This window comes from Bacillus sp. SJS, from assembly GCF_000732485.2.
GTDB classification, from domain to species: domain Bacteria; phylum Bacillota; class Bacilli; order Bacillales; family Bacillaceae; genus Metabacillus_B; species Metabacillus_B sediminis.
The window spans coordinates 458,825-480,517 of the sequence record NZ_JAQV02000031.1; the positions used below are offsets into that span (position 1 = coordinate 458,825).

Annotated in this window: 21 protein-coding genes; 4 read left to right on the top strand and 17 right to left on the bottom strand. The window is 42.0% G+C overall.

What is annotated here, in order from left to right; all coding sequences use genetic code 11:
- Nucleotides 1-30 precede the first annotated feature (30 nt).
- The gene (locus AS29_RS19855) at nucleotides 31-1,914 is read right to left on the bottom strand and encodes a terpene cyclase/mutase family protein (protein ID WP_035413138.1); all 1,884 of its coding nucleotides are present in this window, start codon (nucleotides 1,912-1,914) and stop codon (nucleotides 31-33) included.
- Between the two features lie 138 nt (nucleotides 1,915-2,052).
- On the opposite strand from AS29_RS19855, the gene AS29_RS19860 reads away from it, so the two are divergent.
- Complete coding sequence (locus tag AS29_RS19860) at nucleotides 2,053-4,632, top strand: PAS domain S-box protein (RefSeq protein ID WP_051860859.1); 2,580 nt, start codon at nucleotides 2,053-2,055, stop codon at nucleotides 4,630-4,632.
- Between the two features lie 37 nt (nucleotides 4,633-4,669).
- On the opposite strand, the gene tatC is transcribed toward AS29_RS19860, so the two are convergent.
- The 5 genes from tatC to AS29_RS19885 form a co-directional block, all read right to left on the bottom strand.
- Nucleotides 4,670-5,404, bottom strand: coding sequence for a twin-arginine translocase subunit TatC (gene tatC / locus AS29_RS19865; RefSeq protein ID WP_035413141.1), 735 nt, complete (start codon nucleotides 5,402-5,404; stop codon nucleotides 4,670-4,672).
- A 60-nt stretch (nucleotides 5,405-5,464) separates the two neighbouring features.
- Nucleotides 5,465-5,650, bottom strand: a complete 186-nt coding sequence (gene tatA, locus AS29_RS19870; protein WP_035413143.1) for a twin-arginine translocase TatA/TatE family subunit — start codon at nucleotides 5,648-5,650, stop codon at nucleotides 5,465-5,467.
- A gap of 14 nt (nucleotides 5,651-5,664) precedes the next feature.
- The gene (locus AS29_RS19875) at nucleotides 5,665-7,551 is read right to left on the bottom strand and encodes an alkaline phosphatase D family protein (RefSeq protein WP_035413146.1); all 1,887 of its coding nucleotides are present in this window, start codon (nucleotides 7,549-7,551) and stop codon (nucleotides 5,665-5,667) included.
- A 185-nt stretch (nucleotides 7,552-7,736) separates the two neighbouring features.
- Nucleotides 7,737-8,273: a YtxH domain-containing protein gene (locus AS29_RS19880; protein WP_051860860.1), complete on the bottom strand. Its 537-nt coding sequence runs from the start codon at nucleotides 8,271-8,273 to the stop codon at nucleotides 7,737-7,739.
- A gap of 127 nt (nucleotides 8,274-8,400) precedes the next feature.
- Nucleotides 8,401-9,828, bottom strand: coding sequence for an NAD-dependent succinate-semialdehyde dehydrogenase (locus AS29_RS19885; RefSeq protein WP_442854545.1), 1,428 nt, complete (start codon nucleotides 9,826-9,828; stop codon nucleotides 8,401-8,403).
- Nucleotides 9,829-9,931: 103 nt separating this feature from the next.
- On the opposite strand from AS29_RS19885, the gene AS29_RS21475 reads away from it, so the two are divergent.
- Nucleotides 9,932-10,102: a hypothetical protein gene (locus AS29_RS21475; RefSeq protein ID WP_156505995.1), complete on the top strand. Its 171-nt coding sequence runs from the start codon at nucleotides 9,932-9,934 to the stop codon at nucleotides 10,100-10,102.
- Between the two features lie 44 nt (nucleotides 10,103-10,146).
- Here AS29_RS21475 and AS29_RS19890 read toward each other — a convergent pair whose 3' ends face one another.
- From AS29_RS19890 to AS29_RS19905, 4 genes are all read right to left on the bottom strand, one after another.
- Complete coding sequence (locus tag AS29_RS19890) at nucleotides 10,147-10,458, bottom strand: hypothetical protein (RefSeq protein WP_035413151.1); 312 nt, start codon at nucleotides 10,456-10,458, stop codon at nucleotides 10,147-10,149.
- Complete coding sequence (locus tag AS29_RS19895) at nucleotides 10,455-10,799, bottom strand: WXG100 family type VII secretion target (protein WP_035413154.1); 345 nt, start codon at nucleotides 10,797-10,799, stop codon at nucleotides 10,455-10,457. The genes AS29_RS19890 and AS29_RS19895 overlap by 4 nt, the downstream gene beginning before the upstream one ends.
- A 286-nt stretch (nucleotides 10,800-11,085) precedes the next feature.
- Nucleotides 11,086-11,487, bottom strand: coding sequence for a hypothetical protein (locus AS29_RS19900; RefSeq protein ID WP_051860861.1), 402 nt, complete (start codon nucleotides 11,485-11,487; stop codon nucleotides 11,086-11,088).
- Nucleotides 11,488-11,631: 144 nt separating this feature from the next.
- Nucleotides 11,632-11,835, bottom strand: coding sequence for a hypothetical protein (locus tag AS29_RS19905; protein ID WP_035413158.1), 204 nt, complete (start codon nucleotides 11,833-11,835; stop codon nucleotides 11,632-11,634).
- A 241-nt stretch (nucleotides 11,836-12,076) separates the two neighbouring features.
- Between AS29_RS19905 and AS29_RS19910 the strand changes: the two genes are divergently transcribed.
- On the top strand, nucleotides 12,077-12,694 hold the full coding sequence (locus AS29_RS19910) for a DUF6944 family repetitive protein (RefSeq protein WP_035413161.1): 618 nt from the start codon (nucleotides 12,077-12,079) through the stop codon (nucleotides 12,692-12,694).
- Nucleotides 12,695-12,788: 94 nt separating this feature from the next.
- Nucleotides 12,789-15,947 (top strand): DUF3427 domain-containing protein, encoded by a 3,159-nt coding sequence (locus AS29_RS19915; protein WP_035413164.1) that lies wholly within the window; start codon nucleotides 12,789-12,791, stop codon nucleotides 15,945-15,947.
- 119 nt (nucleotides 15,948-16,066) lie between these two features.
- On the opposite strand, the gene AS29_RS19920 is transcribed toward AS29_RS19915, so the two are convergent.
- The 7 genes from AS29_RS19920 to AS29_RS19950 form a co-directional block, all read right to left on the bottom strand.
- Complete coding sequence (locus AS29_RS19920) at nucleotides 16,067-16,843, bottom strand: SurA N-terminal domain-containing protein (protein ID WP_035413421.1); 777 nt, start codon at nucleotides 16,841-16,843, stop codon at nucleotides 16,067-16,069.
- Between the two features lie 176 nt (nucleotides 16,844-17,019).
- On the bottom strand, nucleotides 17,020-17,415 hold the full coding sequence (locus AS29_RS19925; RefSeq protein ID WP_035413167.1) for a (deoxy)nucleoside triphosphate pyrophosphohydrolase: 396 nt from the start codon (nucleotides 17,413-17,415) through the stop codon (nucleotides 17,020-17,022).
- Between the two features lie 190 nt (nucleotides 17,416-17,605).
- Nucleotides 17,606-18,916, bottom strand: coding sequence for a hypothetical protein (locus tag AS29_RS19930; RefSeq protein ID WP_035413169.1), 1,311 nt, complete (start codon nucleotides 18,914-18,916; stop codon nucleotides 17,606-17,608).
- Between the two features lie 12 nt (nucleotides 18,917-18,928).
- Nucleotides 18,929-20,035 carry a dihydrodipicolinate synthase family protein gene (locus AS29_RS19935; protein ID WP_442854546.1) on the bottom strand — a complete coding sequence of 369 codons (1,107 nt, stop codon included), beginning with the start codon at nucleotides 20,033-20,035 and terminating at the stop codon, nucleotides 18,929-18,931.
- Nucleotides 19,980-20,996: an NAD-dependent epimerase/dehydratase family protein gene (locus tag AS29_RS19940; protein WP_035413173.1), complete on the bottom strand. Its 1,017-nt coding sequence runs from the start codon at nucleotides 20,994-20,996 to the stop codon at nucleotides 19,980-19,982. The genes AS29_RS19935 and AS29_RS19940 overlap by 56 nt, the downstream gene beginning before the upstream one ends.
- Nucleotides 20,997-21,139: 143 nt before the next feature.
- A complete protein-coding gene (locus AS29_RS19945) occupies nucleotides 21,140-21,385 on the bottom strand; it encodes a hypothetical protein (protein ID WP_035413176.1) in 246 nt (81 codons plus the stop codon).
- Nucleotides 21,382-21,654 (bottom strand): hypothetical protein, encoded by a 273-nt coding sequence (locus AS29_RS19950; protein WP_035413179.1) that lies wholly within the window; start codon nucleotides 21,652-21,654, stop codon nucleotides 21,382-21,384. The genes AS29_RS19945 and AS29_RS19950 overlap by 4 nt, the downstream gene beginning before the upstream one ends.
- Nucleotides 21,655-21,693 lie beyond the last annotated feature (39 nt).

The window sequence follows — 21,693 nt, forward strand, 5'->3', positions numbered from 1 at the left end:
AGCTCCTATCCAATTGGTTTCTGCTATAGCCTATGCACTCTCCCCTTCATTTGCCCTTTTAATAAATCGTGATAATGCCAAAAGCGGATATACAAAGTCATAGCTTTCATAGTGTATATAAAATTGGCCGGCAAAGCCCTGTCCCTTAGGATAGTATGACGTCCAATCCGTTTTCCTTATATGGCTGATAAGGTAGCGAATTCCCCTTTCCACAGAAGGTGTTATCTTCTTGCTGCAGCAAAGGAGAGCTTCAATCGCCCAGGCGGTTTGGGTCAGGGTACTTGTTCCAAGCGGGACATAGTGATTCATGATATCGCTTTTACAGGATTCTCCCCAGCCGCCATCAGAATTCTGATGCTGCTCAAGCCATTGTTTTGCACGCTGGATGGGTGGAGAATCTTCTGAATATCCGGCTGCCGCAAGCCCTGTTACTGCAGCCCATGTTCCATATATATAGCAGATTCCCCATCTGGAATTCCATGACCCGTCCGTTTCCTGGTGTTTAAGGATCCACCTTATTCCTTTTTGAACAGCTGAATTCTCAGGATTAAGATTGGCAAACGTGCAAAGAAATTCAATTGTCCGCCCTGTTAAATCCGCTGATGATTCATCTGAAATGATGAATTCCGCTTTTTCAATTGGGACGAAGTGGACATATGGAGGGGCAGCATTTCGTTCAAAAGAGGCCCATCCCCCATCGCCATTCTGCATGGACAGCAGCCATTGCAGCCCTTTGTTCCATGCTTCCCGGCTTTGGAAATTTTCCGCTGCCTCTATTTTAATCGCCCTTAAAGAAGCTGTCGTATCATCTATATCCGGGTTCATTGTATTGATATCCGAAAAGCCCCAGCCTCCTGGTGCAGCTTTCGGATTGTGAATGACCCAGTCCCCATACTGTATATGCTGTTTTGAGCGCAAATACCGGTTTGCCTTTTGAATAATGGAGCCGCTTACGCCTGCTTCTTGAAGGGCATAGGAAAGAAGGGATGTATTCCATACGTGGGCTGTCGTATATTGCATATGCAGCCCTTCTGGAGTGACGGCCGCCATATTAATCAAACCTTGTACTGCCTTCGTAATTACAGGGTGCTCACGATCATATCCGAGTGACATGAGGGCAAATATCATTAAAAAGGTGCAGCTGAAATAGCTGTAAAGGGTTCCATCCGGTTCCAGCCTGTGAAGCATGTAGGTTTCCGCTTTTTTTAAAGCATCCTTCCTTAAGCGCCCTGGTCCGCCCGCCATTAGCTGAACACCGGAACCTACCATACCGAATAATCCCCTCCACTCGCTTGAACGGTAGGTCTCAAGCGGCTCCTCCCTGTTACCTTCCATAGCAGTTAGATCTGGGGATCCCTCTATTTTAATCTTAAATTTATTCGCAGCAGCTGTAAGAATAGGAATAAGATTAGCGCGTCCATATACAGAAAGGTCATAAATATTCACCGGGAAATTTTTTGGAAGAAGGATCGCTTCAATCGGTACGGACAACAGAGACGGCCATTCTGCCTGGGAGGTAAGGGCAAGCATTATTCTTGTAAAAAGTCCTGCTTTTCTTATCCCTCCCTTAGATATGATGTATCTTTTTGCCGCTATCATCTGAGGAGCCGTCTCCTCATAGTATCCTGAAAGCAGAAGAGCGTAATAGGCTTCAATAGCTGTTGATACATCTCCTTCTTCCTGATCATGGAACAGTCTCCATGATCCATCCCTCTCTTGTTTCCTTGCGATTCTTTCAGATAGGGAGTTCAATAGATCCGGTTTATATAGACGGAGTGCCTTTATAAGAACAATCATAAAACAATCCGTTTTGATTCCAGTTTCAAATAGATAGGACCAGGAACCGTTAGGCAGCTGCTCATTTTTCAGTTTTTCTGTCAGATATAACAGTTCAAGTTCCGCTTCCCGCTTCATGGCTACACACCTCTCCAATAGTCTATGTACATGTATATAAAGACCGCAAAAAATTTATGCATATCTGCACATAATGGATTAGTATTTTTTTCACAAATCTAATAAAATAAGGATAACCAAGCCAAAGGGGGCGGGAAAATGAAGGATTCAATAATGGGCGAAAATTCGCACAACCTATTACACTACTATTTCAATCAAACGAACGAAGCAATCGTTATTACGGAACTCACATCATTGGTACCCCTTGCTGCAAAATTCTATGATTTTAATGACAAGTCATGCAGCCTTCTTGGATACACAAGAGAAGAAATGAAAAAGCTTAACCCCATTACATTGTTCTTTGGGCATATTGATTCAGAAATTTTCCGCTCTATACAGAATCGCTTCGCCATTGAACGGGAAATTACGGTTGAAATGGAGCTGCTGACGAAACTCCAAACCAAAATCCCCGTTGAAGCGAATTGCTTCCTCATCAAAATGGACGGTAAAACGTTCATTTATTCTTCCATCAAAAAAATTTCAAGAAGGAAAAAGGAATTTGATCAACTGCTCTCAGAAAAGGAATTTTCTCATTCTATTTTAGATACGATTCAGGCATTCGTCGTTCTCCTGGAACCTGATGGAAGGATTGCGGATTGGAACCGCCATTGCACGTTTCACACAGGATATGCCTTTGAGGAAGCTGCAGGAAAATATATTTGGGATGTCATGCTTGAGAAGGAGGAGAGCAGGAATGCAAAGGATTTCTTTTCTCGGTCCGTTACCCCCTTCCCTGCCTTTCACGAAAATAACTGGGTGGGAAAAACAGGCGAAAAGATGATGATTCGGTGGTCTAATAAAGAAATTTTTGACCAAAATGGACAGGTTCAATATATTGTTTGTACAGGTATAGATTTGACTGAAAATAAGCTTTATGAGGAAAAATTGAAGGAAAGCAATGAGAAATTCAAGCGTCTTGTAGAACATAATCCAGATGGAATTATCATTTACCAGAATGCCAAGCTTACCTATATGAATTTAGAGGCTGAGAAAATGCTGGGGATGAATTGTATGCAGGCAGGCGGTTCTATATCCAATCTTCTTCACCCATCAGATCAAATAGTGGCACATGAAGCTCTGCATTCACTTATAAATCACGAGCAGGATGTCGCCGGTCCTATTGAACTCACCCTTACAAGAAGAGATGGAAGTTCAATTTCTATAGAAGCAAAAGGCATTTCTGACTGGAATCAGAACGATACTTCCGTCATCGTGGTTATGAGGGATATTTCGCCCCGCAAAAAAGCGGAACAGGAATTTCAGCACGCCTTTAACCAAATGCAGGATATCCTTTCCTCTTCAGTTGAGGGATTGCTCGGTATTGATGAACATCATCACGTCATCTTTGTTAATCAAGCCATGTTAAGCGCGATAAATATGAACCGGTCCGATATAATAGGGCAGTCAATCAAACCCTTGCTTCTGAAGTATACGGATTCTGCTTCAATTCATTCTCTCCTCGAAGAGAACCGCACAATCGAGGTGAAGATTGGGGATGGCCGAAAAAAGAGGCACTTGGAGCTGTCTGCTAATCCAATGAAAAATGAGCGCGGCCAGGTTATCACTTTTTATGACCAAACAGACAGGGTGCTTCTAGAAACGGCAAAAAACCGCTATTATGATGCAATAGCCTGCGGAATCACAGTGCAAAATTCGAATGGAACGATTGTTTTTGCTAATCAATGCGCTTCAGAAATATTAGGGTATGAAAGCTCTGATTTACTAAATATGAGTTCGTTAAATATTGAATGGAATGCAAAAGACGAAAATGGACGAGATTTAACCGGACAGGAGCATCCTTCCATGACAACGCTCTTAACGAAAAAAGAAATCTCACATTTCGTTATGGGAGTGTACAATCCGATTAGAGAAGAAAACCGCTGGATCCTAATTGATACCCGGATTTTATACGCCGATCAAAGTCAGGACATCGAATACATCATTGCTACTTTTCAGGATATTACAGAAAAAATCGAATTGGACAAGATGGTAAAAAGTCAGGAAAAGCTTGCTTTAGCAGGACGAATGGCTACTGCTGTAGCCCATGAAGTGAGAAACCCCCTGACCTCGGTTCTAGGATTTCTTCAGTTAATGGAAACCTCAGATGAGCTGAACAAAGACTATTTAAGAATCATGAAAAAAGATCTTGAACGCATTAAGCTTGTGACGAATGAATTCTTATCATTGGCTAAACCTGAGAGTATGGAGACTGTCAAGCTTGAATTAAAGGATGATATCCTCGTGCCTGTCGTTCACATTTTGATGCAGGACTTAAATGACCGGAACATAACATTTGAATTTTTTGAGGAGGAGAATGGTCCTTATTATGTTGAAGGGAAGCAGGAGTCTCTAAAACAAGTATTTTTAAATTTCCTTACGAATGCCATGGATGCGATTCCGAAAGAGGGCAGCATCCACCTTATCCTTTCCCATTTTGGTGAACATGTCCTCATCACCATTGAAGACACAGGCATTGGCATTGACCCAGAGCGCCTCCCTTTCCTTGGAGAGCCTTTCTATTCATTGAAAGAGAAAGGTACAGGACTTGGCCTTCTTATTTGCCGAAAAATTCTTGAAGAGCACAGGGGCCATTTCAGCATAGTGAGCAGCCCTGGTGAAGGTACAAAGGTAACGATTTTCATTCCTGCAGCCTCACAATCGGATTCGGAAACTGCATAATGAAAAAACAGGTCCGGCTCAAGTCCGGACCTGTTTTTTAAATTGTCTGAAGCGGTTCTTGGTCCCCTTTGCTGTTTTTCCTTTTTACGGCTGCCGCAGCCAGAAAAATACTTGCTTCAAATAAAAATGCCATTGGAATCAGCACAAATAACTGCGAGCTGAAATCAGGCGGAGTTATGACCGCCGACAAAATGGCCAAGACAAAGTAAACATATTTACGGTACTTTCTCATCATTCCTGGCGTGATCAGTCCAAGATTGGTTAAAAAGACGACGGCTGCCGGCAGTTCAAATAAAAAACCAAACGGCAAAACAATTTGAAAGAGAAAACCAAAATATTTTTCAGTTGTGAATAACGCGGTAAACAGACCATCCGACATATTTAAAAGAAAACCTAAGGCAGAAGGAAATACAACAAAGTATCCAAAACAAATACCTCCGGCAAATAAGATTCCAATTGCCGGTACAAACGCATAGACAGCTTTTTTCTCTTCAGTCGTTAAGGCTGGTCCAACGAATGCCCAGAGCTGATGGGCTGCTACCGGAAATACAGCAGCTATTGCCATTATGTTCGCCATACTAAAGTAAACCCACATAATTTCAGAAGGACCCAGTACAGTCAGCTTAATGTCCGTATCGATTAAAAACCAGCGATACAAATCATCTGCAAGAAAGAATCCGATTCCTAAAAAAACGGCATAAGCAATGCCTGTCAGGAGGAGCCTTTTTCTCAGTTCCTCCAAATGCCTTTGCCAGAAGGTCATTTGAGACATGGTGTTTTCCCTCCCTCCATAGGATGAGGCAATCCAATCAGACCTCCCCCTGATTACTCATTAACTTTTTATTTCATCACTCTTTTTAGAATCTTCATCTCTAATTGCTTCTCTCGTTCCATTCTTAAATTCCTTGAGTGCAGAACCAAAGGATCTTCCAATCTCAGGAAGTTTGGAAGGACCAAAAACAATCAGAGCAATAACCAATATTAAAATAAGACCTGGAACTCCAATATTTTGAATCATTTTGAATTTCCTCCCTAGAATAGACTATTATTTTCATGAATTACGAGTTCTGCCTTTCCATTTGGCACTTCACATTGCCAGAGCAATTCCTTCTTAGATGTTTCTTTTTCAATATTGTCTACCTTGTAAGCTGTCCACATTGATTTTTCTTTTGTTACTTCCAAAACGGCATATCCGTGGGCTGTGCTGTCAAAAAGTTTAATCCATGGATTTTCAATTTTGACGATGTTTTGGAGTTCCTTGAATAACACTTCTGCTGTTATTGTGCTGAGATCGGTCAGCTTTGTTCTTAAAAGGCTGATTAGCTCGCTAATGGCGTTCGCAGGCATAGGACTTGATGGATCCGGGATTTTATTCAGGATATTTCGGATCGACTCCCTCAGGTTGCTGGACGTCACTGAGCCTACCATTAGTTCAACCCCTATCTGTTTCTCATCCTTAAACAGACCGTAGTTGTCTCTCATTACTGATGCTTCAAATGTATGGAAGTCTCCCGTTAGGGCAATTAAATTGGAGATTCTGTTATCCGTAATGGTTTTGGCAATGACATCACGTTCATACGTATATCCATCCCACGCATCCAGATTAGCGAGTTTCCCAAGGATCTTTAACTGGGTAAGCTGCACTTCGTTTCCCCACAGCTTCCATTGCTGATTTGAAGTTTTCAGTTCATTTAAAAACCAGTCCAGCTGCGAAGCTCCAAGCATCGTTCTTTCAGAGCTGGATACATTTTCACAGCCTCTGGTTAAATAACGGTCCAGCGTTTCCTCTCCGCAAGGATGAGAACTTCTGTATAACCGCTGATCGGTCATTATAATTTTTGCCAGGTTTCCATAGGTAAACGAACGATAGATGCGGATGGACTCTTCAAAATTCTTTTCAGGATTAAACGGAACTCGAGCCGGCATATATTCATACCATGCCTGATTGGCTACCAGTCTCCGCTCCGGGTTTGAATTGGGATCATCGTCCGGTGCGACGGCGGGATAGTAAGTATCGTTTGCAAATTCATGGTCATCCCATGTTGCAATCATCGCATGCCGGCTGTGCAGTTTTTGAAGATTTGGATCCGTACGATATTTTTTATATAGCGTTCTGTAATCCTCCAGTGAGGATGCTTTAGGCTGACCGCTTGGCAAATCGATTTTTCTCGATGCCAGATTTCCCTGATATGCGGCATCTCCAACAGATTCATATATATAATCGCCAACATGGAGGAAAAATGCCAGGTCTTCATCTGCCAAATGCCCAAGGGCAGTAAAATGACCGTTTGTATAATCCTGGCAGGAAACATAGCCTAATTTTACACGCTGGATATCCGCCTGATTTTTTGGCAGTGTTTGAAAACGTCCTGTCTGGCTGACGTAGCCGTTCTTCGTAATAAAGCGGTAGTAGTAGATTTCAGAAGACTCTAGAAATCCGTCTAAGTCCACCCTCACGACTTGATCGTGTTCCTTCCAAATCGGTGAAAACCCTCTCGCATCCAAATTAGAAAAATCCTCTTGGCGGCTTACTTCAAACATGACAAAATTTCCTGCTTCAATAGCGGCGGAGAGATTTTCATTGCCTGCATTCTCTTTTTCCAGCCAATAAATTACATTCTCGCCAATTTGATTGTCTGTATAGCCCGTTTCTTTAACCGGGTCCACTCGGGTCCATATCATCGCCCCGGATTCAGTAGGATCACCAGATAATACAGCCTGTGGAAAACCTTCTCCAGCTTGATAAACAGGGACATATGGCGATGTTTCCGCTGCATGGGCTCTGGAAAGGATTCCAGTTAACCGGCCGGCACCTGATGCCTCTACTGCCACTACGGCTGAACCAGCTAAAAAGTATTTTAGAAATTTTCTTCTGTCCTGATCATAATCTCCATTAGAATCTTCAAACTTGTCCCGCATCATCGTGCCTCCTATAGCATTTTTCAATACTTCTTTATTCTGGATAGGAATCATGAAGGAGGCTTTACAAATAAATAACAAGCCTTTTAAAAGCTTGTTAAGGAAGGTAAATTTTTTGGTAAATAATTGAACAAGAGTAAAATAAAAACGGACAGCATCAGCTGTCCGTTCTATGTAAGCATGAATTATAATTTAGCCGAATCCTCTGCTTTTACAGATTGGCTCGGAATGGATGAATCGAAATTGACCGTGCTTGCAGAAGATGTACGGGTGTCATGTTCAGCAGTTATCGGATCTGTCAGCCCGGATCCGGCATCGGCTACTTTTGCTCCAACGTCCTTCATATCTCCTGCTGCTTCCTTAACATTGTTAAGAGCTTCCTGTGAGGTTGATGCGACTTCTGTTATTTTTTTAAACACACCGTTGTTCAAGCTTTCGTAAATATTTTGTGCATCACGGATAGCGGATTCCAGTGTGTTTCTTGCATTGTTAAATTGAGAAACAAATTGCTCTTTAACTTCGCCTGGATTGTCCTTGACATTTTGGACAATGCCAACTGTCGAATCTTTAATTCCGGCAGCACCTTTCGTTACCTTGCTTCGAGTTGTAGAATCCAGCATTGAAACAGCTCCACCTATAATAGCACCTAAAATCATTCCTCTGACTAGCTTGCTGTTCTTATCCTTTTGTCTTTTGCTATCCTGAATCGTAACTTGTGTCATTGCTTGAACTCCTCCTCTTAATCAATTTGTGTATTTTATACCCCTGGCCGCTAAACGATAAACAAGTAAAATTACTACATTTTATAAAAAGACGCAATAAAGTCTGGCCTAAGGTACCAGATGCCTGTCACCGGAGTCCAAGAGATACGTATTTCACTTCTAAATACTCTTCAATCCCTTGCCTGCCGCCCTCTCGGCCAAGACCGCTCTCCTTCATGCCTCCAAAGGGAGCCTGCGCAGTTGATGGAAGTCCATCGTTTAAGCCTACGATGCCGTATTGAAGAGCTTCTACGATCCGGATGCCCCTGGATATATTCTCGGTAAATACATAGGCAGCTAAACCGAAGGAAGAATTGTTTGCTCTCCTGATTGCTTCCTCCATATTCTTTACCCGGGTAACAGGTGCGACCGGACCAAACGTTTCTTCGTTCATGCAGAGCATTTCATCTGTAGCATCACTAATAATAACCGGCTCCATAAAATACCCTTTTAAATCTGGCAGGCTTTGAGGACTTTTTATTAGAGTTCCGCCTTTATTTTCAGCGTCATGCAGATGCTCTTTTACTTTATTAACTCCATCATCATCAATAAGAGGACCGATTGCAATCTCTTCATCCAGTCCGTTCCCAACCTTTAGGCTGAACACAGCCTGCTTAAACTTTTCCATAAACTCATCATAAACAGCCTCATGGACATAAGCCCGGTTGGTACAAATGCACGTTTGGCCTGAGTTGCGGAATTTTGAGGCAGCCATAGCCTGAGCAGCGCTATCGAGATCCGCATCATCCATTACAATGAACGGCGCATGTCCGCCAAGCTCAAGCGAGATTTTTTTCATCGTATCAGCTGAGCCTTTCATGAGCGTTTTCCCTACTTCGGTAGACCCGGTAAACGACAATTTTTTGACTCTTTCATCTGCCATCCAGGCTTCGGAAATTTCTTTAGATGAACCGGTGATAACATTTAAAACTCCTTTTGGGATTCCTGCTTCTTCTGCTAATTCAGCCAGTCTTAACGCTGTAAGCGGAGTAGAGGAAGCTGGCTTGACAACAGCTGTACAGCCTGCCGCCAGTGCTGGACCCACCTTTCTTGTAATCATTGCAGCCGGGAAATTCCACGGCGTGATTGCTGCAATGACCCCAACAGGCTGTTTGATAACAAATAAACGTTTATTAGCAGCAGACGCCGGAATGGTTTCTCCGTAAATTCGTTTTCCTTCCTCTGCATACCACTTTACAAAACTATTGGCATAGCCCACTTCTCCTATTGCTTCTTTAAGAGGTTTTCCTTGCTCCTTCGTCATGATTTCACCAATCTCATTCTGATGCTCTTTAATTAATGCGTGCCACTTTTCCAGGTATTCTGCCCTTTCATAGGCAGTTAGCGAAGACCATTCTGTAAGAGCATGATATGCTGCATCAACTGCCGCTTTTGCTTCCTTTTCGCCGCCTTTTGGTACAGATGCAATGATGTCTTTAGTTGCAGGATTTTCAACTTTTATCGTTTCCTCTGTATAAATCCACTCGCCATTTATGTATACCGGCCACTTTTTCAAATGAAACCCTCCCATGTATAATTGGACTTTCTATCTTTCTTCCACTAACCTGTATAATATTAAACATACATGCTGGTTATGACAAAGGAGGTGGCAAATCATAATGAAGCAATTTAAACTATGGAAAGCAGCTGGTGCTGTTGGCTTGATGGGGTTTCTTGCATGGAATGAATTTAGGAGATTCAAAAAAGAGCTGGGAAAATCCAGCTTATCTGAAAGAAATGCAAAGGTAAATATGAAGGATGAAGAAACCAATCCAAATCAAGATCGCTGAGGACCAATTATTAAATGATTACTCCATTTTCAGGAGAAAAGGCATTATATTTGAGAGATTTGTTCTGCTGAATGCTGATCAGCATTGTTTAGCTGGGCTGGTGTCAATTGGGTGATTTCTGCAAGCTTGGCCATGGTTTCAATTAACCTTTCCATTTGCAGTTTTATAGAGGCGGCGTGGTAGGAAATATCCAGCTGTTCGATGTTAGGATAATGGGAAGATGCTTTATAATAGGAATGATCGAAGCCCTTTTGTACTTCCTGCAGCTCACGCTCTCTTTCTTTCAGGCGGCTGCTTAATGAGAGCAATTCATTCACATTGATGCTAATTTCGAAAGGTAGGTTTGACGTGTTCATTGAAGTGATTCTCTCGCTTTCTCTTCTAGTTGGGCGGCAAGCTCGGCTAAACGGACTTCCTCATGCTGGAGTCCGGTGATCATTTGATTCATATGGTCGTATATTGTCGTAAATGCATCTGATGCTTCCTCCATGACCCGATTAAAACTTTCAGCGCTCTTCCCTTTCCAGTCATGGGCAGCCTCGGATACATGGTTCGTCGTCTGGTGAATGATACCAGTGAACTGGTCCATAATCTGAACTAATTCTCCCCTGAGCTGCTGCACCGCGTAGCAATCACCCTCTGTATTCATGACACTCCGCATTAGCTGATTGAAGCGATCCATCTCACTCACTGCCATTCACCTTCCATCTTCTTCTTTCTTCAAGTATAGGAGAAATTTTCAAGTTTGCACAACGGAAATTTGGATTATTATCTTTGATTACGTTAGAGAAGTTTTTGTCGAATGACGTCGAATTTATAGGTCTGCATTTCAATTACTGTGTATCTTACCTTATATTTATTAAGAGACCTATGTCCTATTTTGTATTTCCAAGCAAATTCAGGAGGGATCTCACAGGCTTGAATGTAAAACCACGGACTGATTATCATGTCTTTAATCCTACTATTTTTCCATATAAAGGAATTTATGTTTTGATTTCTTGAAAGCGAATTTGATCCTTTTTAGGAGTAATCGGCAGGTCTCTGACCAAAAAATCACCGTAAGACCGGGGAATTTCTGCATACATGATGACACGGTTTCCTTTTACGAAAACAATGATATTCATGTCTTCTCTTTGTTCCAGATTGCTTTCATTCTTGAATGGCATTCCAAGTTCTTTTTCTATTTCATCTTCTGTTGTATAAGGTCCAAATATATAGGCCTTTTCCCATGAAAAATCAGCTGCATGACTCAGCCTAAACTCTGATTTATGCAGATTCATCTCTGATCGTATGTCCTTTTTCAAAGATTGACTTTCTTTTACATTTTGGCTGCAGCCGGACACCGCTATGAAAAATAGAATTAGTAACGCTGTGACCCATTTCATATTAGATTCATTCCCCTCCCCTGCAGTCTAAACCCTATCGTACTATGATCTAGACGATTTTTCATTGGGGCGAAAGGGGGGAATTAATTTATGAGGCCTTAAGAGTTTTTTGTACGCCTCTCCCTAGAGAGTGCGGGATATCTTTTAGAACGGCTTATAGCATTTTCGGCAAATCTGCTCATGAAACTGGCGTTTATTTTTCGTACCGCAGCTGGTGCAGAAGATGACAAAAGAGTCAAAAGAACCAGTAAAGGCTAATCTCTCTCCCCGCTTCAATGCTTTAATACTAAATAGAATATCACCAGCAAGCATCAGTCCTGACAAGAATATCAATAAGGCTATCAACATAAGAGAACCCTCCCAAATGCAATTCACAAATCCATTTACCTTCTATATTTTACCATAAAATAAAGATGAACGAGCTATGAAAATAGCGTCTCTCATTCATTTATTTCTTTGCCAGCAAGTATCTGGAAAAGAAATTTCACGTAAACGATCATGCTCTTTCTGCAAACTTCCCCACCTACCGTTTAGACATTTCAGGTCGTCTGCGAATATACTGCAAGAGGCTCAAAAAGAAGGTGATAACATGGCAGCATATGAAGTGATTTTAGAAATAACAGGTGCCTGGATCCAAACGGCCGGGACAGCCATTGCAGCAATTGGGGAAACACTTGTGGCAGGGGAGGAGCCGGGATATAGCACAGGGGAAAAATTAGTCGTAATAGGAAACGGTGTCGAAGCTGCAGGCAATGCGCTTCAAGCAATAGCCCTGTCTTCCGATCTAAACCGCACGATGTCAAGCTTAGGTGCGTGGCTGCAGGCGGCTGGAAATACTGCAAATGCGGCAGCTGGAATCATTATTTTAAATGGAGATGAAAAGGCTGGATTGAAGCTTGATATTTTAGGCGATTCTGTCCAATCAGCCGGAGCTGCAATCGAAGCAAATTTTGTTGATGGAAGTCTTCCATTTGCTGGTTCGATTGTTATTGGTGAATATCTTATTTCCATTGGAGCAGCCCTTGAGGCCATAGGAGCTTATTATCTTCTAAAGGGAAAAAAGGTAAGCGGCGATGCATTCCAAGCATTCGCAAGCTATCTTGAATTTGCAGGTGCAGGAACTGTTGCTGCAGCGTTAACAAAAGGATTCGTATGGACGCAAAGGGACTATGGAGATGAAATTCTATATCGTTATCCCCCTACCTGACATTCAAGGAATCAGAATTTTTCATTATCTACCAGATCTTTCTTGATTTAAAAAATGCTGCTAAAATAGGACCTGACTAGGAAAGGGGTTCTATATGCAATCGAATAATGGATACCATGAAGAATTATTCCTCACCGGAAAGGAATATCCGGAAGCACATGTAATCCAGCGGCTCTCTCCAAAAGAATACATAGAGGTTCTTGTACTGCATGCTGCCAGGAGATTAAGCGAAAAATTCACGAGTTTAATAGAAAATGATCAATATAGCGAAATGACAAGGTTAGCTTCGGAATTATCCAGCCTCCTCAAGGATGTCGGGGATCAATTTTCGCTTCCGCTTTCCATGGTTACATACAATCGTGACGGAAAAGAAATGCCTTATTTTCAGGATTTCTTTCTTTCCCGCCTGAATTTACTGCATAACGAAAAACATTCAATTAAAAACTTCTTTAAAACCTTGAAATTTGAAATGCTTACAGCAGATTCTGCAGAGTTTATGGTTAGTTTTATCCGGATGTCCGGTCTTCAGCTCCTCATACAGCCGCTGCTTGAACTGGAACAAAGAGGAATTCCGGTACGAATTATTACATCAACTTATTTGGGGATTACAGAGGCAAAAGCATTACGAAGGTTACAGGGTTTCTCCAATGTAACAGTTCGGGTGCTTCCTTCGCAAACCGAGTCATTTCACACAAAAGCCTATTTGTTCCACCGGCATTCCGGTTTCCATAACGTCATCATCGGTTCATCCAACCTGTCTCATTCGGCCCTTATTAATGGGCATGAACTAAATGTAAAAATTCCTGATTCACCCTATTTCCCTGTTTTTGACCAAACAAAAAAGGTCTTTGATTCCACCTGGCAGGATCCGAAGTGTCTTCCTCTAACTGACGATTTGATTACAGAATACGAGTCCTATCAAAGAGCAAGAAATGATTACGAACAATTTGCCTATAAACAGGCTGCCGCTGCTGCAGAGGCTCCTGCTATATATACAACTGGCATCATACCGAATTCCATGCAAAAAAAAGCCCTGGAAAATTTGGTGAAGACCCGCAGCTCAGGCAACAGAAAAGGAGTCATTATTGCAGCAACCGGAACGGGTAAAACATACTTATCTGCGTTTGACGTAAAGGCAGTAAAACCAAACAGGCTGTTATTCATCGCCCACCGGGAAGAACTGCTTGATAATGCCATCTCTGCTTTTCAGAAGGTCATTCCCGATGCCTCGCTATATGGGAAAGTAACGGGAACACAGAAGCAATTTGATCACCGTTATGTTTTCAGTACTGTGCAATCCCTCCACCGGGAAAATAACTTGGTCCGATTCCATTCAGACTCTTTCGATTACATCATTATTGATGAATTTCATCATGCAGAAGCTCCTTCGTATAAAAGGGTGCTTGAATACTTTGAACCTGATTTTTTATTAGGTTTGACTGCAACACCAGAACGTCTGGACGGGAAAGATGTACTGGCCATTTGCGACCACAATGTTGTATATGAAATCAGGCTTCGTGACGCCCTGGAATCTGAATTGCTTGCACCCTTTCACTATTTTGGCGTTTCGGATCAAACAATCGATTATTCTTCCATTCCTCTTCGGAACGGACTGTATCAGGAGGATGCTCTAGTTAAAGCGTTAAGTACCAATCGCCGTACTGATTTTATTATTGAAATGATGGAACATTACGGATATGACGGTGACCGCCTGACTGGGCTTGGTTTCTGTACAAATATAGCCCATGCCAAATATATGAGTACAGAATTTAATGCAAGAGGATACGTGACTTCATTTCTCACAGGTGAGCACTCCATATCCTATCGGAAAGAAATGGTCAGTAAGCTGGAAGATGATCATCATCCGCTTCAGCTCATTTTTACAGTTGATATTTTCAATGAGGGAATTGATATACCAAAACTAAACTTGCTTTTATTCTTGCGGCCCACTGAATCATCTGCAATCTTCATTCAGCAGCTTGGACGCGGATTAAGGAAAGTACCAAGAAAAGAGTTTGTAACGGTGCTTGATTTTATCGGAAACTACCAGAAATCCTTCGTTGTTCCTCTTGCTCTTTCCGGCCAGATGAATCAGAGAGGATTTGACAAGGATTCGCTGAGAGTTGCCATCACCCATGAGTTTGCTGATCTTCCTGGCGGTTCGTACGTGGACCTTGATCCAATCACAAGAAAAGAAGTTCTCGATCGAATTGATTCCATCAAGATGAATTCTTCTGAAATGCTGAAAATGCTTTATCATCAATTCCGAAATGAACTGGGACGATCACCAGAAATTCTGGACTTTCTCTATTCTGAACAATCACCTAGCTTTGGGTACTTTGTACATAAATATGGGAAGTGGGTCAAGGTCAAGGAAAAAATGCAGGATCTTTCCCCATTTGACGAGGAGATTCTGAATGATCGCACCTTATTGTTCCTAATAGAGCGCCTTGAAAAAATGGTTCCCGTTAAATGGCCATATGAGCTGATTGCCTTGGAGCTCGCTTTCCTGCAAAAGGATGTACTGGCTGAGGATGTTACGAGGCACATGGAGAAAAGATTTGGAGTGCCTGTAAAATTTGCATCCCATCAGACGATCATCCAGCAGTCATTTTTAAGATTGAGCACACCGGATAAAAAAACAAAGCTCGTTATAGGGGAATCAGACGGTTCTGTTTTGAGGCTGAGAGAAGAGATTTTATCTCTATCAGAGAATCCCTATGTATATCAATACATTAAGGACCGTATTGATTATGGAATTATTGAATTTAGACGAATGTATCATCCTGAAAAGTTTTTAAAAGGAGACAAGCTCTCTCTTTATCAAAATTATACGAGAAACGATTTGATCTTTTTATTTGAAGCGGGAGTCGCGGAAGGAACATGGCGCGAGGGTGTAAGCAAAACAGGCTGCCATTACCTGCTGTTTATCAATTTGAACAAGTCTGACCGAGTGGAAAAGCACCTTCACTATCAAGACTATTTTATTGATCAAAAGCATTTCCACTGGCAAAGCCAAAACCAAACATCCCATTCTTCAACTGTAGGACAAAATTACATCCATCATAAAGAGCGAGGCATTCACATCCATTTGTTCGTAAGGAAATTTACTGAAATGCACGGTATGACTCTCCCATTTTCTTATCTTGGAGAAGTGGATTATGTCTCAAGTCATGGCGACAAGCCAATGAGCATTCGATGGCAGCTTCATCATGCCATTCCAGAAGATTTGTTTATGGACCTCGTCCGCTAAATTTTTTGAGTGTAACGTCTATTCCCTCTAACGGAGATTGGCACCCATTGTTGCCCCTATTAAAACAGGAAAACGACCCATATCATCTTATGGGCCGTTTTGCCTTTAAGTTCATATTCTTAAATTTTAATTTCTACCTTAGCTGTTTTCTTAAGCTCTTCTACCTTTTTTCCCAGTGCTTCGTTTTGCTTTTGCTGGGTCAGCTGCTGCTGGATTTGCGGTTTAACTTCCTCAAGCTTAGGCGGTTTTTGTCCGCCTTGTCCGCCCTGCTGTGCAAACTGGTTATAATATTCTTCAATCTCTTTGTCTGTTACTTTAGGGGCAGGAATTTCTTTTGATACATACTGGTTCATTTTAATGCTTTGAGCCACTTGCTCATTAAGCTGCTTTTCGTCCATTCCCTGCATCTTAAGTGCTTCCTGGAACTTTTTATCATCATTATTGTATTGTTTTTTAATTTCATCTATCTGCTTCTTTACTTCATCAGCAGATGCTTTGTAGCCTTTTTTATCAGCTTCCTGCATCAGGATATTCTGACCGACCAGCGTATTAACGGTCTGATCTTTAACTTGCTTTTCCGCTTCTTTTGAAGTTGGATCCTGGCCCATTTGCTGCATTTGCATTTGAGTGGAAGACAGAACACTATTGTAGTCGCTTCCTGTTATTGCCTTACCGTTCACTGTAGCGACTGTTTTCTTTTCATCTACTTTTTGAGCTTCCATTTTCTTCTGCATTTCTTCCATTTGCTTTTGCTGTTCTTTTTGGCTTGGCTGATCTGCTTTAGCCTGTTCTTCTGTTTTCTTAGGTTCTTCCTTTTTTGCCTGATCCTGAGCTCCGCATGCCGCCAAAACCATACTCATTAATCCTATGGTGAGAGGATACATTATTTTTTTCATCTTTTCTCCTCCTGCTGCGATAATATTTGAAAATAGCTTCATTTCGCATTGTATCGAACAGGCAATGAAAAAGAAACCATTTCCGTCCAAATGTTATCTCTTTGAAACGTTCTGTAATCTTGTAACAGTTTGCATGACAGAATAAGAGGCGGAATACATATTCCCGGCTCTGCCTTTTAGTTCCTATTGTTCAAGTGAAGGACGGTGGGAATATCTGCCGGCGCCCATTCCAATTCATTAAGCGCCTCCACAGCCGTCCATCTTAATTCTGCATGCTCCTTCGCTTCAGGATTTCCTGAAACAATGGATGCATGATAGGTTAATAAATTCACAATAACCTTGTCGTATTCGTGTAAAACATCCACAATTTTTTCTTTTACATGTATTCTGCACCCAAGCTCTTCTTCTATTTCACGAACAAGACTTTCTTCCGGGCTTTCCCCATCTTCAATTTTCCCGCCAGGAAACTCCCAATAGTCAGGCAGTGACATTTCAGGAGAACGCAGAGCGCATAGAATTTGGTTTTGATCATTATGTATGACCGCTCCTACGACTTTTACGGTTTTTTTCATTAAAAACTACCACCTTCAGTATTTTTTCTATTGAACACCTGTAAATATGAAAAATTTAAGTAATGGGCATTCCGGCAATGGTCCGGTTTTACTTTCATTTTATCATAATCTGTTTCTTCCAAATCGATGTATTCTATGAATGGTTAAGAGAAATCCTGTCTTGAATTCACATGAAAAGGCCGCCATATTCTCAATAGCTGCCTTCCTGCTTTTCTTCAATGAAAATCTTATAAAGCTGCCGGGGCCGGCCTTTTGTTTTCAGCTTTTCTTCCCCTGCCGCTGCTGCAATGCCTGCTTCTGTCCATTGCAGCAAGATCCGATGGGCCGTTCGTATTGTAACATTTAAAATGGAAGACATGTCCTGGGCTGTGTAAAATTCTTTTTCTGTACGATGCATTTTAGCGAGCATCCGCTCCAGATGGACGGCTGACATCCCTGCTCTTTTCGCTCTGTTTATCATTTCAGCATCGGAAGAGGAAAGCTGATACACCAGAGGACTTGCCATCTCAATTGGTCCAACTGCACTTTTATCCTCCCGTACAATAAAACATTGATTCATTCCATACTCTGATGCCTGTCTTAAAGCAATTCTCGAATGCTCACCAGCCTCGCTTGCCGTATACCCAAAGCCAATCCCCATTGAGAGCATCCTTTCGTACTTTTGTTTAGCTTCTTCAAGAATCGGAATAAATTTATAGCCTTCTGTTACACGTTCAAATGCTCCTCGTGTTGTGACAAAAACATAATGCTCTCCCCCTAAATAAGTAAGATGAGCCTCAAGGCTTTCTGCATAGTCCAAAATGTCAGCGTGGAGCTTAAGCTTTTCACGCTGATAATCGTGCTCTGATGAAGCACCTTCCCTAACACGTTTAAAATCACTAATTCGAATCGTGCCGATCACAATTTGGGCTTCAAGGCTTTTTCTTTTTTCCGAAGAGAGCAATGCACGCTCCAGTGCTACCACAATGTCTCCCTTTGTAGGTGTAACCCACTCTGCATGGATTCCTGCCATTTCAAGCTCCTCGGCAACTGACTTAATCCCTGTCAAAACCCCGGTGCACAATCCTGAATCTACATTATTTTTGTGTGTTTCAGCATTCGGGAGGTCTATCACTTTAATGATACTTGATGTTTCATCCAGTTCATGAAGCACAGACTCCACCTGTTGAGAGGATAAAGTATCAATTGATAGCTTTGACAGATCACCTGTTTTATTTTTCAACCTGTGCAGCGAACGATATAGACCTGAGCCTTTTAAAGGAATATAGTGAACTGGCAAATTAAATTTATATTCCTTGAATGCTTGCAGATACGGTTTTTTTCCAGAGAATAAAAGAATGTCTGTTTTCTCCATCAGTTCAGCTGCAAAAAGAGAAACATCCTCGACCCGGTCAGACAGTCTAAATATAGGCTTCAGGGAAGGGAAGTCTTTTATCGCTTTTCTAATATTCTCACCGACTTCATGCGGACCGATAATGCCAATGATTATTGGCTGTTTCAAATCTCTTTCCCCCTACTTAGCCGCAGTCCATTCGTTCAGCTGAGAATGAACGAATCGATCGTCATTTAAATGAGGATAGCTGATATAGACCCGGCTGATTTCTTCTGATTGTCCCGGACTTAGCTGTTCGGATTCATTCAGGCACCAGTTTCCCTTCAGTAATCCCTGTCGTTTCAAAACCTCATTAATTCCAGCAATACATCCGCTGAATTGATGGGCAGGATCAAAGAACGCGGCATTTGCATCCGTGATTTGTGTTCCCAGAGCAAATAGGTCTTTAAATCCCTCACCCGTTCGCCTTGCAATTTTGATCCTCTCAAGAAGCCCAACTGCCTGTTTTGTCCATACTGCCCAATGTCCGAGTAAGCCTCCGGCCACTTCCTTCTCTACGATTTGCCCATCTATATTGAAACGAAACAAGGTAAGCAGATCTGTCACAATACTGTCATCATTTCCGGTATAAAGAGCAATGTCTTTACACCTGCTTGAATGACAAACAGCACGTGCTACATCAAGTGTTTGATATCTGTTAAACGGAGCCATTTTTATTGCTGCCACTCCGGGAATCTCAGCCATTTCTCTCCAGAATTCGTATGAAAATATACGTCCCCCTACTGAAGGCTGCAGATAGAATCCGAATACAGGAAGAATTTCGCTAATTTGTCTAGTCCTCTCCATCAATTCGATTTCCGATTGATGAATCAATCCCCCGTTGCTTACAAGGACAAGATCGTAGCCAAGGCTCTTCGCTAGCTCTGCTTCATACAAAGCCTGCTCTGTAGGACCGCAAACACCAGCAATTTTCAAAAAAGGCCGGCTGATTTTTTCTGCTTCTTCAGCTGCCATCCGAAGAACTGGCTCAAGCAAATTGATACCGGGTTCACGGATTTCAAATTGAGTTGTATGAACTCCTACAGCGATTCCCCCTGCTCCGCTGGCCATATAATAGCGGGTAAGGGCTCGCTGGTGTTCTTCGTCAAGCTTCCGGTCAGCTGTTAACGCAAGTGGATGAGCCGGAATAACCGTTCCTTCCCTTAATAATGTCCATTTTGACTGATCCAAATTAATAGGCCCCCTGACGTTCCTGAAAATGAGTAGGTTTATTGATCGTTTCACCATTTGATTTCACCCATTCCGCAGTCCAATTGATCATTTGCAGCAGCGTCACACTTGGATAACCGAATAGCTGATGAGCTTTAGAAGCATTGCTGATTAACGCGGTCGTTTGTTCTTCCCCTATAAAAAGCGGCTTTTCATTAAATCTTTTCCCAAACTCCCCGGCAAGCCAGCGGATGCTGACCGTTTCCGGACCAGTCACATTAAGAATACAAGGGGGTGACTGACAGATGGATAAAGAACGGATTGCCATTTCGTTGGCATCCCCCTGCCATATTACATTAACCTGGCCCATCGTCACATCAATGGCTTTCCCAGATTTCACCGCTTTTGCTATTTCGAGTAAAACCCCATAACGCAGATCAATTGCATAATTCAAGCGAAAATGCACCATTGGAATCCCATATTGGTGGGAAAAATAAGTAAAAATCCGTTCTCTTCCCAGACTTGATTGCGCATATTCACCAACAGGTCCCGGATCATGTTCCTCTGTAGGTCCGCCTTTAAAAATTTCTGTAAGCGGATAAACATTTCCTGTTGAAAAGGAAACAATTCTTGAATTCCTATAGTGCTCGGCGATCCTGCCAGGCAAATAAGTATTCATAGCCCATGTAAAATGCTCATTCCCTTTCGTCCCAAATTTATTGCCCGCCATATAAATCACATTTTCTGATAAGGGCAATCCCTTTAGCTGCTCATCCTTCAAAAGATCAGCGGAAATTGTCTCCACTCCGTTCTTTTCAAGATCTGCTCTGACTTCACTCCCAGAAAAACGGGATACAGCAATGACCCGCTGCTTGCCTCCTCCGTCTTTGATTGCGTTTTTTGCAAGTTTAGCAAGCGTTGGCCCCATCTTTCCTCCTGCCCCGAGGATGATTACGTCCCCCTTCATTTTTTTCATTTCCTGCACGAGAGCGCCGGATGGACTTGTCATTCTCTCCTCAAGCTGCTGAATGGTTTTCATAGCTTTCCCTCCTCGACATTCACGAAATTTTCTGATTTATATACAGTTTACTATTTAGAGACATGTCTTTAATAGGTCTTTAATTCCAATATTCAATACTGGAATAGAGCATAAAAAAAACTGACCCAAAAGCCAGTCAATTCTTATCTCTTTTGACTGTTCGCTTCTGAGAGCAGTTTTTTTACAGTATTCAGTTTCGACCGGTAATGAATGATATTGGCATCCATTTGTTCTTTAAGGTGTTCAATAGAGTCGGTCGATGTCAAATGGCTGTCAGGATAATCAGAATCAAACATCGCATTAAGAATCCTCGTAGCTTCGGTAGCGGATACTTCTGCTTTTTCCACTTCGAGCTGAAGTCTTGAAAGCTCTTGATCTTTTTTCTTCATCCTATCCTCTCCAGGACCTTAAGGGATTTATTCATTTCCTGTTTAAGTTCAAGCCCGAGTTTTTTTAATTCTCTCTCTGTATGCTCGAGGTCTAATGCTGCCTTTTTTAATTGTATGGAAAAACGAGTATCAGCAAGGTCAGTTTTTGGAAAAATTAAACTTGTTTCCGGAAAAATATTTAGAAATTCCCCAACCTTGTCTGTTTTATAGAGAAGTACAGCAGCCTCCGCCGTCATTGGACTGCTTTGATTATTCGTTTCACCAATCATATCTGCCCCTCCTCCATTACAGCCTGCGGCGATTTTAAT